The 15,293-nt window shown below is 39.8% G+C and carries 14 protein-coding genes; 4 read left to right on the plus strand and 10 right to left on the minus strand.

The window, feature by feature from the left end:
• Nucleotides 1-44: 44 nt before the first annotated feature.
• Both pnp and rpsO read right to left on the minus strand, forming a co-directional pair.
• Nucleotides 45-2,159: a polyribonucleotide nucleotidyltransferase gene (gene pnp, locus IGL17_RS11940; RefSeq protein ID WP_016618478.1), complete on the minus strand. Its 2,115-nt coding sequence runs from the start codon at nt 2,157-2,159 to the stop codon at nt 45-47.
• 186 nt (nt 2,160-2,345) lie between these two features.
• Nucleotides 2,346-2,615 (minus strand): 30S ribosomal protein S15, encoded by a 270-nt coding sequence (gene rpsO, locus IGL17_RS11945; RefSeq protein ID WP_002354983.1) that lies wholly within the window; start codon nt 2,613-2,615, stop codon nt 2,346-2,348.
• Between the two features lie 279 nt (nt 2,616-2,894).
• On the opposite strand from rpsO, the gene def reads away from it, so the two are divergent.
• Nucleotides 2,895-3,458: a peptide deformylase gene (def, locus tag IGL17_RS11950; RefSeq protein ID WP_002354981.1), complete on the plus strand. Its 564-nt coding sequence runs from the start codon at nt 2,895-2,897 to the stop codon at nt 3,456-3,458.
• Between the two features lie 46 nt (nt 3,459-3,504).
• On the opposite strand, the gene IGL17_RS11955 is transcribed toward def, so the two are convergent.
• The 3 genes from IGL17_RS11955 to IGL17_RS11965 all read right to left on the minus strand — a co-directional run bounded on the left by IGL17_RS11955 (nt 3,505) and on the right by IGL17_RS11965 (nt 5,819).
• Nucleotides 3,505-4,281, minus strand: a complete 777-nt coding sequence (locus tag IGL17_RS11955) for an HAD family hydrolase (RefSeq protein ID WP_002361040.1) — start codon at nt 4,279-4,281, stop codon at nt 3,505-3,507.
• A gap of 9 nt (nt 4,282-4,290) precedes the next feature.
• Nucleotides 4,291-4,944 (minus strand): DNA alkylation repair protein, encoded by a 654-nt coding sequence (locus tag IGL17_RS11960; RefSeq protein WP_010707025.1) that lies wholly within the window; start codon nt 4,942-4,944, stop codon nt 4,291-4,293.
• Nucleotides 4,945-5,015: 71 nt separating this feature from the next.
• Complete coding sequence (locus tag IGL17_RS11965; RefSeq protein WP_002365340.1) at nt 5,016-5,819, minus strand: formate/nitrite transporter family protein; 804 nt, start codon at nt 5,817-5,819, stop codon at nt 5,016-5,018.
• Nucleotides 5,820-6,142: 323 nt separating this feature from the next.
• Between IGL17_RS11965 and rpsD the strand changes: the two genes are divergently transcribed.
• From rpsD to lepB, 3 genes are all read left to right on the plus strand, one after another.
• Entirely contained in the window at nt 6,143-6,754 is a 612-nt protein-coding gene (rpsD, locus tag IGL17_RS11970; RefSeq protein WP_002365342.1) for a 30S ribosomal protein S4, read from the plus strand.
• Between the two features lie 159 nt (nt 6,755-6,913).
• The gene (locus IGL17_RS11975; protein ID WP_002354975.1) at nt 6,914-7,462 is read left to right on the plus strand and encodes a biotin transporter BioY; all 549 of its coding nucleotides are present in this window, start codon (nt 6,914-6,916) and stop codon (nt 7,460-7,462) included.
• 61 nt (nt 7,463-7,523) lie between these two features.
• Nucleotides 7,524-8,060, plus strand: a complete 537-nt coding sequence (gene lepB / locus IGL17_RS11980) for a signal peptidase I (RefSeq protein WP_002385230.1) — start codon at nt 7,524-7,526, stop codon at nt 8,058-8,060.
• Between the two features lie 55 nt (nt 8,061-8,115).
• On the opposite strand, the gene IGL17_RS11985 is transcribed toward lepB, so the two are convergent.
• The 5 genes from IGL17_RS11985 to pepT all read right to left on the minus strand — a co-directional run bounded on the left by IGL17_RS11985 (nt 8,116) and on the right by pepT (nt 15,276).
• Nucleotides 8,116-12,036 (minus strand): WxL domain-containing protein, encoded by a 3,921-nt coding sequence (locus IGL17_RS11985; RefSeq protein WP_202255389.1) that lies wholly within the window; start codon nt 12,034-12,036, stop codon nt 8,116-8,118.
• Nucleotides 12,023-12,385 (minus strand): LPXTG cell wall anchor domain-containing protein, encoded by a 363-nt coding sequence (locus tag IGL17_RS11990; protein ID WP_078126730.1) that lies wholly within the window; start codon nt 12,383-12,385, stop codon nt 12,023-12,025. The genes IGL17_RS11985 and IGL17_RS11990 overlap by 14 nt, the downstream gene beginning before the upstream one ends.
• Before the next feature lie 381 nt (nt 12,386-12,766).
• Nucleotides 12,767-13,378: a YktB family protein gene (locus IGL17_RS11995; protein WP_010824000.1), complete on the minus strand. Its 612-nt coding sequence runs from the start codon at nt 13,376-13,378 to the stop codon at nt 12,767-12,769.
• A 34-nt stretch (nt 13,379-13,412) separates the two neighbouring features.
• Nucleotides 13,413-13,970, minus strand: coding sequence for a GNAT family N-acetyltransferase (locus IGL17_RS12000; protein WP_016618580.1), 558 nt, complete (start codon nt 13,968-13,970; stop codon nt 13,413-13,415).
• Nucleotides 13,971-14,055: 85 nt separating this feature from the next.
• Entirely contained in the window at nt 14,056-15,276 is a 1,221-nt protein-coding gene (pepT, locus tag IGL17_RS12005; protein ID WP_002408266.1) for a peptidase T, read from the minus strand.
• Nucleotides 15,277-15,293 lie beyond the last annotated feature (17 nt).

Raw genomic sequence — 15,293 nt, forward strand, 5'->3', positions numbered from 1 at the left:
AAAAGAAAGGAAGCTTCCTTGGTTTTCGTTGGTTTAAAAAGAAATTATTTTTCTTTGTTTTCTTCGTTTAATAATGCTTTTCTTGACACGTTGACACGGCCTTGTTTGTCAATTTCAGTTACTTTGACAAGGACTTCGTCGCCTAATTTCACGACATCTTCAACGTTGTTCACACGTTCGTTTGCTAATTGAGAAATATGGATCAAGCCATCTTTGCCTTTAATTAGGTTAACAAACGCACCAAATTTTTCAATGCGGACAACTTTTGCTAAGTAAACTTGACCGACTTCAACTTCTTTGGTTAATTCTTCAATAATCTTGATGGCTTTTTTAATCATTTCAGCATCTGATGAAGCAATACTTACGTTACCGTCTTGATCGATATCAATCTTAACGCCGGTTTCATCAATAATGCTGTTGATTGTTTCGCCACCTTTACCAATGACATCTTTAATTTTCGCTGGTTTAATTTGAATCATTTCAATTTTCGGTGCATATTGACTTAATTCTTCACGAGGAGCAGCAATCGTTGTTGTTAATTCTTCTAGAATTTCCATCCGTGCTTTCTTCGCTTGGTCTAATGCTTCCGTTAAAATTTGTTCTGTAATTCCTTGGATTTTGATGTCCATTTGTAAAGCAGTGATTCCGTCTTTCGTTCCCGCTACTTTAAAGTCCATATCGCCAAGGTGGTCTTCTAAACCTTGAATATCTGTTAAGATTGTGTAGTTTTCGCCATCACTAACAAGACCCATTGCAATACCTGCAACTGGCGCTTTAATTGGCACACCCGCATCCATTAATGCTAATGTTCCCGCACAAATACTTGCTTGTGAAGAAGAACCATTTGATTCTAACACTTCTGCTACTAAGCGGATTGTGTAAGGGAAGTCTTCTTCTGATGGAATAATTTGTGCTAAGGCACGTTCACCTAACGCACCGTGACCGATTTCACGACGACCTGGTGAGCCCGCGCGTCCTGTTGAACCAACAGAGAATTGTGGGAAGTTATAATGATGGATGAAACGTTTGCTATCTTGGACACCCAACCCATCGATAATTTGATGTTCCCCTAAAGGCGCTAATGTACAAACGGATAAAGCTTGTGTTTGACCCCGAGTAAATAAGCCAGAACCATGCACACGTGGTAAAATACTTACTTCTGATGATAAATGACGAATTTCGTCTAATTTACGGCCATCCGGGCGAATCTTATCGATCGTGATTAACTCACGTACAACATCTTTTTCAAGATCTTCCGCAATTTGTTTCACTTCTTTTAGTAATTGTGCTTCTTCTTCGTGTTCCGCAAATTTTTCAGCGTAAACTTCTTTGACTGTATCTTTTACTTTGTCAATTTCAACTTCACGTGCTAATTTTTCTTCCGTCATTACGGCTGTTTTCATTGTATTGTAGTACGCATCAAAAATTTCTTTTTTAAGATCAGCGTCCACTTGTAATAAGTCCACGTCCATTTTTGGTTTACCTACAGCGGCAACGATTTCTTCTTGGAACGCCACTATTTCTTTGATGGCATCAAAACCGAAAAGTAAGGCACCTAACATATCTTCTTCTGATACTTCTTTGGCACCACTTTCAACCATGTTGATGGCTTCTTTTGTTCCAGCAACAGTTAATTCAATATCTGTTTGTTCTGCTTGTTCTACCGTTGGGTTTAAGACATATTCGCCATTAATACGACCAACGTCAACGCCAGCAATTGGTCCGTCAAACGGAATATCTGAAATTGCTAACGCTAAGGAAGACCCAAACATTGCAGCCATTTCTGGTGTACAATCTTGATCAACACTCATAACGATGTTCGTAATTTGGACTTCGTTACGGAAGCCTTCTGAGAACATTGGACGAATAGGACGGTCGATTAAACGAGCGGTTAATGTCGCACGTTCACTTGGACGACCTTCACGTTTAATGAAGCCGCCAGGAATTTTTCCTACCGCATACATTTTTTCTTCATAGTTTACAGTTAATGGGAAAAAGTCTACATCTTTTGCTTCTTTAGAGGCAACAGCAGCACTTAAAACGACCGTATCGCCGTAACGTACTAAGACAGCTCCATTGGCTTGTTTGGCTAATTGGCCGATTTCTACTTCTAGTGGGCGGCCGCCCCAAGTTGTTTTAAAGACTTGTTTTTCTGTCATAATTCTTCTCCTTTACTCTTGCTCTTTGGAAAAGTCAGACGGCTACTAAACAAATGAAAAAGTAACAAGTCGTTGCTGCTCTTTCATTTGGTTAGTAGTTCCTAAAAACTTTCCAAAGAGGACCTTCAATAGTGACAATAAGATAAAAAGCGAGATTCTGATTGAACCTCGCTTTATACGTAATGATTAACGACGTAATCCTAAACGTTGGATCAATTCGCGGTAACGTTGGATGTCAGTTTTACGTAAGTAAGCTAACAAGTTACGACGGTGACCGATTTTTTTCATTAAACCACGGTAAGAATGGTGATCTTTTTTGTGTGTACGCGCATGTTCGTTCAATTGGTTAATGTCTTCAGTTAAGACAGCAATTTGTACTTCTGGAGAACCAGTATCTCCTTCATGACGTGCGTATTCTTTAATGATTTCGTTTTTTCTTTCTTGTGAAATTGCCATTTGTTCCACCTCTTTCTCTATTATTCGTCTGATCACTGAGTGAAGCGTTGGTGACTCGCTAAACCAAGTGATAGATGGTGTGTTTCCACACAAGCTTACTTTACAGGAAACACCGCTAAAATGCAAGCTTAATCTCTATTATTCGATAGTTTTTTTAAACAATCTAGCCCCTTTTTTGGTGATTTTGTGATACACTAAATGGTGGTAAACAACTGATTATTTCAGCGCATGAATAAATAAAAGAAGAATTTTTTTATGTTTCAAAGGAGGAACCATTGAATGATTACAATGAAAGATATTATTCGTGAAGGGAATCCCACACTTCGTGCTGTGGCAGAAGAAGTGCCTGTCCCTATCACTGAGGAAGACCGACAATTAGGTGAAGACATGTTGACTTTCTTAAAAAATAGTCAAGATCCAGTCAAAGCTGAAGAATTACAATTACGTGGTGGCGTTGGTTTAGCTGCACCACAATTAGATATTTCTAAACGAATTATTGCTGTCCATGTTCCTAGTAACGACCCAGAAAACGAAACGCCTTCATTAAGTACGGTGATGTACAACCCTAAAATTTTGAGCCATTCTGTGCAAGATGTATGTCTAGGTGAAGGGGAAGGCTGTTTATCTGTCGATCGGGATGTACCTGGGTATGTCGTTCGCCATAACAAAATTACCGTCAGTTATTTTGACATGGCTGGCGAAAAACACAAAGTTCGTTTAAAAAACTACGAAGCGATTGTGGTTCAACATGAAATTGATCATATTAATGGCATCATGTTCTACGATCATATTAACAAAGAAAATCCATTTGCTTTAAAAGAGGGCGTTTTAGTCATCGAATAAAGAAAAAAACTGGGCCGTTTGTTTTCAGACAAACGGCCCAGTTTTTTTAAATGGCCTTCATTTCTTTTAAGGCTTTCCAAATGCCATCATTATCATTTGTATCTGTGACCATCGTGGCCACTTTTTGAATGGAAGGACTCGCGTTGCCCATTGCAACGCCAATTCCTGCATGACTTAACATTTCTCGGTCATTTTCGCCGTCCCCAAAGGCAATGATATTTTTTGCATCAATGCCCACACGTTTAGCTAAATACGTTAACGTAGCTGATTTTGAGCCATCTTTAGGCACAACATCTACGCTATGTTGATGCCAGCGAATAAAGCGAAATTCTGGGTATTCTTCTTCAAACGTACACTGATCTTCTGCGTCATAAAAAGCTAGCGCTTGGTAAATATCATTTTGACGATAAAAGTGTTCATCATAAGCAGGTGAATGAAAATGAAAAGAGTTCATCGCAATTTCCATTTTTTCAGCACGGTGTTGGTTGCTCTTCTTAATATCATCTAAGCCCACACAAGCAAATCCTAAGCCGCGTTGATCACTGTCTTGTGCCAAACGTTCCAACGCTTCAGCGTGCAATAAATTTTGATAATATTGCTCATGATCCACAAAAGCCGCGGCGCCATTACATAATACGTAATTGGTAAAATCTAAATCCCAAATCACCTCTTGCGCCATATAACGACTTCTGCCAGTTGCCAGCGTAACTAAGTGTCCTTGCTCCCGCAATTTTGCTAGCGCTTCTCTCGTGCTATCCAATGCTTTCTTCTCCGAATTTAACAACGTCCCATCAATATCAAATGCAAAAAGTTTTCTTTCCATCATTTCTCCTTATTCGCTCGCTTTCGCTAAATATTTACTGCCTTCTCGTTGTGCTAAAGGACTCAACACTAATTCTTTCATCAATTCCTCGATCCATTGCGGATTCGTTTTACTATATTGGCGTAATGACCAGCCAATCGCTTTTTGAATGAAGAACTCCTCTGTAGTTCTATCATAAATAATCGCCTTTTTCAACAGGTCCTGATTGGTCTTTTCTTTCAACATCAACTGTAAATTCAGCGCAACACGCCGATTCCAGAAATTTTCAGCGCCATAAAAAAGGGCAAAAATCGTTGGCAATTCAGTCAGATGCAACGCCACCCACGACCCAAAAAATTTTCGCCAAGCATCCACACTATCCCACCACGCTTTTTGTGGAACATAGGCTTTAAACGCTACGACCTCTTCTAATGAAAATCTCCGAACATTTTGAAGGGCTAAATCAATAGCGACATACTGATATTCTCGTTCTGTTTTTTGATAATAAGCCTCAATCTCTTGGCATAATTTTTCCTTTGGCCACGTATGACTTTCTTTTAAAAGTTGTTTACTTAACGCTTGACGTTCTGGGGCGGGGATGCCTGCAAAAACAAATTGATGTTTCATATAAGCAGACATTTTTGCTGCTGTTTCTGGGTTCTTCTGAAATTGAAGTGTGTCCATTCCTTCGCTCCTTATAATAAAAAAACTATACTAAAACAGTGTACCATGTTTTAGTATAGTTGGTTGGTCAATTAATCAAAATACGTTAAGTTTTTGTTGTCTTTATCTAACCAGGCATAGCCGAGACCCATAATTAAGCCACCACCGATAAAGTTACCGATAAAGGCCCAGAACAGATTATGAACAACATTACCAGCTGTGAAAGCTTCAATTGCGCCGTTCGAAGCAAAGTAAGCTAAACTGAAGGCTGGGAAGTTGGCAATCACGTGTTCAAAACCAAGGAACGCAAAGATAAAGATAATGAAAATAATGGCCGCGACTTTGCCGGCGTCATCTTTCATTCGCATACTCACTAATACGGCTGTATTAACTACAATATTGGCGAACATAGCTTCAACTAAAATCTGTAGGGTGGTTTTTTCTAATTTTCCAGCAATCGATGTAAAGAAGAAACTATCTTTTGGCAAATCTTGGAACGGCACCGTAAGTGATACCAAGAAACCAAACAAGACGCCACCAATTAAATTGAATAAGATACAGGTAAATAAAATTTTTGCAGCTAAGGAAAAGTTGACTTTTTTACGATAGACCCCAACAGTCATGTACAACATATTCGAGGTACCAAGTTCGGCATTCATATATAAAATCATCACAAGTGACCAACTGAACATGAAGGCGTAAAGCATTTTCCCTAAACCATGAGAAATTCCTTCTCCTTTAATTGCGATTGCAAAAGCAACGGCTGTTCCCAACGTTAAAAATAGACAAGCAAGCATTGCACGAACAGCGTAGCGGGAAAAGCTGTTTGAGAATAAATTCACTTTCTTGTCGATGGATTTATCAATTTGTTCAAACAATGGTGAACCAGACTTCATTGTAAACTCCCTTTCATTCCGTTTTCAACTTATATTTTCAAAACATCTCCCCTTATTCTAATGAGGAAAAGTGTTTTTGTCTACCTTTTTTTCATATTTCACTTTAAAACCTTGACGTTTCCTATCCTATTAAGTATACTAGATTTTGTGTAAAATAATTGCAGCAGAAGAATAATAACTCGTCAACAGTTCATTGCCAAACTTGGTTCAACTGCGTAACCGCGGCTGCAAAGGCGAAGGTTGAAGAATGAACTGAACGAATATGAATTTTTCATCTAATTATTTTACTCCAAAAAAACATTTATTTATTGGAGGAATTTTTAATGTCTCGTTATACTGGACCATCATGGAAAGTATCTCGTCGTCTAGGTATCTCTTTATCAGGTACTGGTAAAGAACTAGCTCGTCGCCCTTACAAACCAGGACAACACGGACCTAACAGCCGTGGTAAAGTTTCTGAATACGGAATGCAATTAACTGAAAAACAAAAATTACGTCATATGTATGGCATGAACGAACGTCAATTCCGTACGTTGTTCATTAAAGCAAGCAAAATCAAAGAAGGTAAACACGGTGTTAACTTCATGGTTTTACTAGAACAACGCTTAGATAACGTTGTTTACCGTTTAGGTCTTGCAACTACTCGTCGTCAAGCACGTCAATTAGTTAACCATGGCCATATCACTGTAGACGGAAAACGTGTTGATATTCCATCATACCACGTTGAAGTTGGTCAAGTGATCGGTGTTCGTGAAAAATCTCAAAACATCTCAACAATTAAAGAAGCGGTTGAAGCAACTGTTGGACGTCCAGCATTCGTAAGCTTTGACACTGAAAAATTAGAAGGTAGCTTCACTCGTTTACCAGAACGTGATGAACTTTACCCAGAAATCGACGAAGCACTTGTCGTTGAATACTACAACCAAAAACTTTAAGATTTCAAAAGGTCGAACTTCGGTTCTTACCTTCTTTCAAAACCTTGCCTTTCTTGGCAAGGTTTTTTTCTTTGTCCTCTTTACAAAATTGTTTACTTCCGCTAAACTATTGTTAACCAAACAAAAATAATTGGTTAACAATAGAAAGTGAGGCTTCTTATGAATAAAGCATCGTTACGCTCTTTAATTTTAGCAGCAGAATTCGCTGTGATTATTGCTGTACTTTCACAATTTACAATTCCATTGGGGATTGTCCCCTTGACTGGACAAACGTTCGCCATCGGCTTAACCGCTACCGTTTTGGGCAAACGAACAGGGACCTACGCTATTTTAATTTACTTCTTATTAGGATTAATTGGTTTACCCGTTTACGCTGGGATGTCTAGCGGGTTCGGTGTACTCTTTGGACCAACTGGCGGCTATTTAATCGGCTTTATCTTTAACGGCTTATTAACTGGTTATATTTTAGAAAAAACAACCTTTAACTATACTTGGGCCATTATCGCAAATATTGCCGGTGCCTTAGTTACCTTAGTTTTCGGTATGATTTGGTTGAAATATTCCGCAAATCTACCGTGGCCAAATGCTTTCGCGGGCGGGTTTGCTCCGTTTATTATTCCTGGTATCATCAAGGCTGTCGCAGCTGCTTATGTTGGTATTTTAATTCGCCAACGCTTTATGAAACGTTTTTTAGCACACCTTTCTTAAGGGGAAAACTTTTTTCTTTTCCTTGTCTGTAGTACACTAAAAGGACAAAGGAGTGAAGTCCATGTCCTCATTATTAAAACGATTGGTTCAGTTGGTTTTGTTAGTCGTCGCTGTCTTGCTAATTCGACACTATGTTTTCTCCCCTGCTGCGGTGAACGGCTCTTCAATGGAACCAACACTTCATAACAACGACCGTTTATGGGTGACCTCGATTAAAAAGCCTCAGCGCTTTGATATTATCGCTTTCCCTAGTCCTCGCAACGGCCAACGAGTAGCCAAACGTTTAATTGGTTTACCTGGCGAAACAGTCGAGTATCGCGATGATACCCTTTATATTAACGGTGTATCACTTAGTGAAGATTACTTAGCAAGTGCTAAACGAAATGTCTCTAAAAATGAAAATTATACCCAAGATTTTACGTTAGAGACCTTAGAAGCCACCCAATCCCTGACCGTTCCAGAAGGCATGTATTTTGTCTTGGGGGATAATCGCCCACGCTCAGATGACAGTCGTTACTTTGGCTTTGTTAAACAAGCGAGCGTGGAAGGTGTTTTGACTTTTCGTTATTATCCGTTAGATAAAATTGGCTTTCCATAAAAATAATAAACCGCCCTCAAAAAGTCTAACTTTTTGAGGGCGGTTTACTATTTTTTTAAGGTCCAGTGACTAAGTTCCACGTCACCGTTCCTTGATATTTCTCATTTATTTTCCCTTGATTGGCAGGGACTTCTAATTTCACATTGGCAAAATCAAAATCTAATTGATAGACATCATTACCTGTAAATTGGTTATTAAGAATTACTGGTGTAGATGTGCCGTCACTCGTCAAAGCTAACGGCTCCGTAATTCCAACTTTATTCGTTAATTCTGTGACTTGATTATAGTTTTCGATTGTTGCAACGTCTGCATTGCCTAATAATAAGCGCGTACTAGTTGGCAAACTATCGGCAGACGCTTTTAGCTGTGATAATTGTGCTGTCAACTGCCAATTGGGTTGGCTTTTCTTTATCCGCAAATACGGATTACGTGTGCCATTCCCATAATAATCAGCTGCTTTTTTCAGGCCGTACTGCTTAGTACTACCGCTAATCATAATTTTTCCAAAGTCAAACGTCGGCGTACTAATGAAGCCTTCTTCTGCTGGTGTTGGCTCAATCGTTTGATCTTCGCCTTGAATACGTACAAAGTTACTAGCTGTCACTGGGAAAAAATTCCCACTTGCTGTCATTTCTGCGGTTAAAAGTTGTCTTGGTTCCCCAGTGATTTTCGCTGTGTTCACTGTCACTAAAGCTTCACCATTCACCGGAATTTCCACACCCAAGTTAACTCCTGTGCGCCATTGTTCTGCCGTCACTGGAATAATTTTATTTGGCGTATTACCAAGGCGAACAGCTAATTGGGTCGGCGCCGAAATACCTGCCGCCCATTTGGCCGTTGGTGCTAGTTTAACGTTGGTCAATGGAACTTCACTAGTGTTTTTTAGCCTAACTGTCCAAATCATAGAAGCTTCATTGGAGACAACTTCTAGTAACCGACTAACGGTCATTTCTGCCGTTGCTTGGACTTCCTCATAGACTGCCGTCATGTCATCTTTATCATCGTAAGTTACGGCATAACTTGGCGTTTTCGTAGTTTTCAACGCAGTTTTATCAGTACCTTTGTACCAACCTTTGAACTTGTAGTTTTTGTCCCCTACTGTGTAGGTGGCTGGCAAGGCTTTGGCACTGGTGTAGGTGAAGCTGTTACTTGTCATTGGTGTTTGTTTCCCTTGCGTGAAACCTGTCGGTGGCGTAATTTTAGCACCAGTGGCATCAACAAAGTTTTCGGTGACTTGTTTTCGTGTGACTTTATAGTTTATCGTTTGCTTGTAGTCGCTAGTTCCATCAAAACCAAATAATCTTGGTTTGGAATTTGCACTAGTTAGAAATAATAGACTAGGAAGGACATCTCTTGTTAGTCCTGATTGGCCCCACCTTGCCTTAACAGAAAAAGTATTGTTCGTCTCTCTGTTAAACACTGTTTCAAAACTAGTAAAACTAGTCGTTGCTGAATCTGATAGAAGGTTGGTGCCAATGTCACTAATGGTCTCGTAGTCGTACAACGTAATGGTTTTCGTTGTTGCTTCCACTTTGTCAACATACTTCAATTCATTCGTAATATCAAAGTTGTTCAACGCAAAACCTTTATTTAAAACACCTGTTGGTAGATCAGAAAAAAGTTCATAATCATTAGGAATCAAGACGTTTTGCTTGGTTTCTACTTTATAGCGATTAGCAACGGTCGCCTCTTTACTTCCCACCATTGGGTAAAGCGAACCTGTTGCTTCAAAGGGACTAGTGGCGGTTTTTCTGAAAAATTCTGTATAGTTTCCAGAAAGCGTAAGTGGATTCGTGAACGCTTGACCTTGTTCATCGACAAACTCTGCGTAGAATCCTGGGTGAACAGTGATTTCTTGGACTTCTTCATAGACTGCCGTCATGTCATCCTTGTCATCGTAAGTGACGGCATAACTTGGTGTTTTCGTCGTTTTCATTTTGGTTTGATCAGTGCCTTTGTACCAGCCTTTGAACTTGTAATTTTTGTCCCCTACTGTGTAGGTATCTGGCAAGGCTTTGGCACTGGTGTAGGTGAAGTTCTCACTATCAATCACTACTTTGTTGCCTTGGGTAAAGCCTGTTGGTGGCGTGATTTTAGCACCTGTGGCATCAACGAAGTTTTCGGTGACACGGCGGTTTTCTAGATAATAATAGATGGGACTATCATCTTTAGAAATCACTACAATCCCCTCCGCTGGTCTCATAAATGCCATCCCTAAAGCGGTAAATGTTGTATTCGTTGGACTAACATTATATCGTGCTTCCGCCAATGAGAACTGGGTAGGATCTGCCATAGTGAATAAATCTCGATAGGTCAAATCATTAGGTATCTCAGTCTCTAAAACACCGGTAATAAAATTCTTTCTGCGAATACTAGCCGCTGGATAAACTTTGGCTGTTTTAGAATAATACGTTCCTGGGTTTTTCGTCAACGATTTATAGTATTTTGGAAGCGTAAATATTGATCTTTTCGCTCCATAAAAACTGAAACGCGTATCAGTCACGCCATAGAATACTTTCTCAGGAATCGTGTATTCTTTTACCATCCCATTATCTTTACCAATAATTTCCCCGATAATTTTTGGTGTTTCATCTGAAACATATTCTTGGAGATTCCCTTTTAAAGAAATTCCACTTGGATTGACTAAATTTCCTTGCTCATCAACAAAACTAAATTTAAACGTTTGTGCTGGTAAAGTTGTCGTCTCACCTAAATCCTCGTAGACCGCTGTCATGTCGTCTTGGTCATCGTAAGTCACGGCATAACTTGGTGTTTTCGTTGTTTTCAGGGCTGTTTGGTCGGTACCTTTGTACCAGCCTTTGAATTTGTAGGTCTTGCCGCCTGCCTTGTACGTATCTGGCAAGGCTTTGGCACTGGTGTATGTGAAGTCATTGCTCGTAATACTTGTTTGTTGTCCTTGCGTGAAACCAGTTGGCGGTGTGATTTTGGCGCCTGTGGCATCAACGAAGTTTTCGGTGACTTTTTTATGTACCACCGTTAACTGGATATCCTCTGTAGGAAACTGTGCACGAAAATACCCTTGTTGTGTATCCTGACTACCAATCATAATGCTAATTAGTGGATAAGCAGGTTCTGCAGGACTCTTTTCTGCTTCTTCCGTACTAATTTTGTATTTTTCTTTATCTTTTTTTACTATATTGGGAGTTATATTAAGAATTTTACTTCTTACATGAATTTGTGCAATATTTGGACCAGTAGGCATTTCTACTGAGTCTATATATTTCGGTACATTTAATAATATATCTTTCAAATTAAAGTATAATATTGTTTGCCTATATGTAGGATATGCTGCCGCCCACATACTTTGTGAAGGTATTATAATATCAATACTTGTAGCTGTTTTCTCAACAGTAGCTATATCTGTAAATCCAGAAGTTACTGTAGGTTGAGACATTGTAGTACCTGTTTGAAAATATGATAACCCAACTGTTGATACTGAGAGGTTAAAATCAGAGATATTAACTGGCGTATCATCTAAGTCTTTTAAATTTATTCCAATTCTAGTTGCAGGCATAACTAATGTAGTACTTTGGGAGTTAATAACAAACTTATCTCGATAATTTATATATTCTTGATATACGTCCGACAAATTTCCTGCCTTAACCCCAATCGCTCGATTCTGGATTTGTACTGGGAGTTGCGGTGTGAGTTGTACCTCCTGCTGAGCTTCTGCTTTTTCTTGCTCAGCTTCTTTCACTAGCGGTGCTTCCTTCTTTTCTACCGCCACTTCTGCTTGTTTCTCTATTTCCTTTGTTACTTCTTCTCGACTTGTTTCAGTCGTTGTTTCTTGCGTTTCACTACTTGCTTGCGTTTCTTCCTTGACGCTACTTTCAGCGGTCGGACTACTTTCAATCGTGACGGTTTCCGCAACTGCCGTCACGCCCGAAAAGGCATTCACTAGCAAAGAACCACATAAGCCAATAGCTGCAAGACGTTGCCATTTATTTTGCTTCATGTCGTCCCTTCTTTCTATGTACCATTCCGACAAGGCCAAGTACGATGAAGCCAAGTATGCTAAGATTTGCCTGCCGCTTACTCCCTGTGCGCGGTAGCTGTTTATTGCCAGTGGTAATGGCGCCTTGACCACCTGCCATACCTTGATTAGTGCTCGTCTGTCCTGGTCCTTTCCCCTTGGGACTTGCCCCTGGTTGATCTGTTTTCGGTGAGGGCTCTTCTTTCGGGGGTGCCTTTTTGTAAAATTCAATCCCCACCGAACTAGAACCACGTTCAGACGCTTCAACATTTATAAAAAAACTAGGGGAAAATAGTAGGAACACAATCATTAAATAACGCTTTTTTTTCATTTAAAAACCTCCTTTTAATTCAACAACAGATTTGAGTTTCTCTACAATTACTGCTCAAACCACCTTTTTTCATATCTCTATAATAACAAAGAAAAAGCTTTCCAAAACACCATTATTTTCCATTTGACAACCCTATTTCCCACAAAACCCTTATATAACAAGCGTTTCGTGCTTTGTTATTTAAAATTATCCTTTGAAAATGATTGTCGAAACACGTTTATCCTTTAGAAATCGCCTTTAATTTCTTAAATTTTTGCTAACCAAACCTCAGAAAAGCTCACAATGTTAGTTTTCGATACTAACATTGTGAGCTTTTCTCATTTTTGACGATTAGATAATTCGATAAAATAACACTAAAACACAAAATGCTGTCTGTTTCTCTTATTGGGCAACAGCTAATTGGTACAATGGCAGGAGTTGTTGATAGGTTGCCAACATATAAGCTCGTGCTTTTTCAGGGTTTTGCCACAAAGCACTATCTTTGGGAATGATGCGCCCAATTTCAAACTCACCTTTTTTTACATCTCTAAAACGAGTTAAGGCTTTTTCTAAATCCGTGTCTGGTAGCGGAGTAATTTGAGGAACCGTGTGATCCAAAGAAACATACGTATCTTCTGGTAATGCTTGGAATAATTGCTGATTCTCTAAAAAGGCTTGCGCAATCTGCTTTTCATTTTTAGGATTATCAATAAATGACAACCACATAAACACATAGTCGCCCCAAATGCCTAATTGAAAATGCGGCTGCATTTTATAGCCGCGCTTATTCGGACTGAGTGCGGACCAAGTATTTTCTGGTGGATACACGGTGCGACGGCGATGTTGCGCAATATGGACAAACAACTCCGTTCCTAGTTCAGGCGCTAGTTGTTCGGCAAAATACGTGTCTAATTCTTGAAAAATCGGTTGAATTTGCGCACGGATAACCGCCATTCGTTCATCTAATCCAGCAACTTCAAAGGCTGCGAATTCTTTTTCTGTAAACATCAACATTTCTCTAATTCCTCTCTCAACTTGTCTTACGCTTCTATTTTTGTCGATTTTGCCATGTTTCCAGTGTCATCCCACGATAAACCTCTGTGACAATTTTCCCTTTACTAATTCGGGCATTGGGCAGTGTTCCTTCGTAGGTAAAACCAATTTTCCCCATGACACGACCAGAAGCTGGATTGTCTTGATCATGTAAAGCAAAGATTCTCATGAGTTTCATTTTTGCAAAACCCAGTTCAACTAACGCCGTCGCGGCTTCAGGCATGTAGCCATTGCCCCAAAAGGCACGGTTCAAGACATAGCCTAATTCTCCAATATTATTGGTTTCATTGACCCGCAAATCAATCGTGCCAATCATTTTGCCCGTTTCTTTCACTTCAATCCCATATTTTCCTAAAGGTTCCCCCATAAAATATTTAGCAATGTTTTGTCGTGTTTCAGCGATTGTTTGGTTTTTCAAAAACACATAGCGGACCGTTTCCTCATCTGAAGCATATTCGTACATATCTTCTGCATCGGCTAATGTGACAGGTCTTAAAATCAAGCGTTCGGTTTCAATTCGTTGATTTTCTGCAAAAGTCAATAGATAATCCATGAGCAAAACTCCCTACTTTTCTACATACTTTACCGAAAAACAGCGAAACACGCAAGGAAAATCGGCATTTCCCTCGCGTGTTTCTTTAATTAGCGTTTAAGCGAATGATGGCAATGATCGTTTGAACAGCTTTGGCCATTGATTCAACGGTAATAAATTCATATTGCCCGTGAAAATTCTCGCCTCCTGTAAATAGATTAGGCGTGGGAATGCCCATGAAAGAAATCTTAGAACCATCTGTCCCGCCACGAAATGGTGTGATGATTGGTTCAATGTCACAACTTTCCATTGCTTGGACGGCCAATTCTACAGGGGTCCAATCTTTTTCGATAATTTCCTTCATATTATAGTATTGGTCTTGGAAAGTAATTGTTAGTCTGGGTTTATCCGCCAGCGCATTTAAACGTTGGACTTGTTTTTCCAAAAATTGCTTTCTCGCTTGAAAGTTTTCTTGATCATGATCCCGAATGATATAGACAAGTTCTGCTTTTTCAATACTTCCTGTAAATTTATTGAGTAAATAAAATCCTTCATTTCCACGTGTTTGTTCTGGTACTTCCTTTTGCGGCAGTGATTGATCAAGTTGTTCGCCTAATTTAATGGCATTTACTAACGAACCATAGGCCGTTCCCGGATGGACACTGGTTCCCTCAATTGTTATCACAGCTTGAGCAGCGTTAAACGTTTCATACTCGAAATGCCCCACGCGGCCACTGTCAATCGTATACGCAAAAGCGACTGGGAAGTTCGGCGCATCAAATTGATCGGCCCCGCGTCCAATCTCTTCATCTGGACCGAAGGCGAGCCAAACATCGCCCCGCGCTACTTCTGGATGTGCCAAAAAATACTCAACAGCAGCTAATATCTCGACAATTCCCGCTTTGTCATCTGCTCCTAAAAGTGTGGTTCCGTCTGTAGTAATCAACGTTTCCCCTTGATACTCTTTTAAATTGGGAAATTCAGCAACCGATAAAACGATGCCTTGTTCTTGATTCAAGAGGACATCTTGGCCATCATAATTAGTGATGACTTTGGGACGGATATTTTCTGCTGAAAAATCCGCCGTATCCAGATGTGCAATCAACCCAATACTCTTCGCTGCAGGTTGGTTACCCGGCAACCGTGCCGTTAAAAAGCCGTTTTGTTCGTTATAATGCACATCGGCCAAGCCTAATTCATGAAGTTCTGTTTCAATCATTTTGGCTAAAACCACTTGACCGACCGTCGTCGGTGTGGTTTGACTATTGGCATCTGAACGGGTGTTAACTTTCACGTAAGTTAAAAATCGTTCGACTAATTTTTCCATTTTTTACTCCTTCTTCC

The sequence above is a fragment of the Enterococcus sp. AZ088 genome (assembly GCF_051714845.1).
Lineage (GTDB): Bacteria > Bacillota > Bacilli > Lactobacillales > Enterococcaceae > Enterococcus > Enterococcus faecalis.

Coding starts and splice junctions, on each gene's coding strand:
- pnp (WP_016618478.1), bottom strand. CDS start 2,159: ATGACAGAAAAACAAGTCTTTAAAACAACTTGGGGCGGCCGCCCACTA.
- rpsO (WP_002354983.1), bottom strand. CDS start 2,615: ATGGCAATTTCACAAGAAAGAAAAAACGAAATCATTAAAGAATACGCA.
- def (WP_002354981.1), top strand. CDS start 2,895: ATGATTACAATGAAAGATATTATTCGTGAAGGGAATCCCACACTTCGT.
- IGL17_RS11955 (WP_002361040.1), bottom strand. CDS start 4,281: ATGGAAAGAAAACTTTTTGCATTTGATATTGATGGGACGTTGTTAAAT.
- IGL17_RS11960 (WP_010707025.1), bottom strand. CDS start 4,944: ATGGACACACTTCAATTTCAGAAGAACCCAGAAACAGCAGCAAAAATG.
- IGL17_RS11965 (WP_002365340.1), bottom strand. CDS start 5,819: ATGAAGTCTGGTTCACCATTGTTTGAACAAATTGATAAATCCATCGAC.
- rpsD (WP_002365342.1), top strand. CDS start 6,143: ATGTCTCGTTATACTGGACCATCATGGAAAGTATCTCGTCGTCTAGGT.
- IGL17_RS11975 (WP_002354975.1), top strand. CDS start 6,914: ATGAATAAAGCATCGTTACGCTCTTTAATTTTAGCAGCAGAATTCGCT.
- lepB (WP_002385230.1), top strand. CDS start 7,524: ATGTCCTCATTATTAAAACGATTGGTTCAGTTGGTTTTGTTAGTCGTC.
- IGL17_RS11985 (WP_202255389.1), bottom strand. CDS start 12,036: ATGAAGCAAAATAAATGGCAACGTCTTGCAGCTATTGGCTTATGTGGT.
- IGL17_RS11990 (WP_078126730.1), bottom strand. CDS start 12,385: ATGAAAAAAAAGCGTTATTTAATGATTGTGTTCCTACTATTTTCCCCT.
- IGL17_RS11995 (WP_010824000.1), bottom strand. CDS start 13,378: ATGTTGATGTTTACAGAAAAAGAATTCGCAGCCTTTGAAGTTGCTGGA.
- IGL17_RS12000 (WP_016618580.1), bottom strand. CDS start 13,970: ATGGATTATCTATTGACTTTTGCAGAAAATCAACGAATTGAAACCGAA.
- pepT (WP_002408266.1), bottom strand. CDS start 15,276: ATGGAAAAATTAGTCGAACGATTTTTAACTTACGTGAAAGTTAACACC.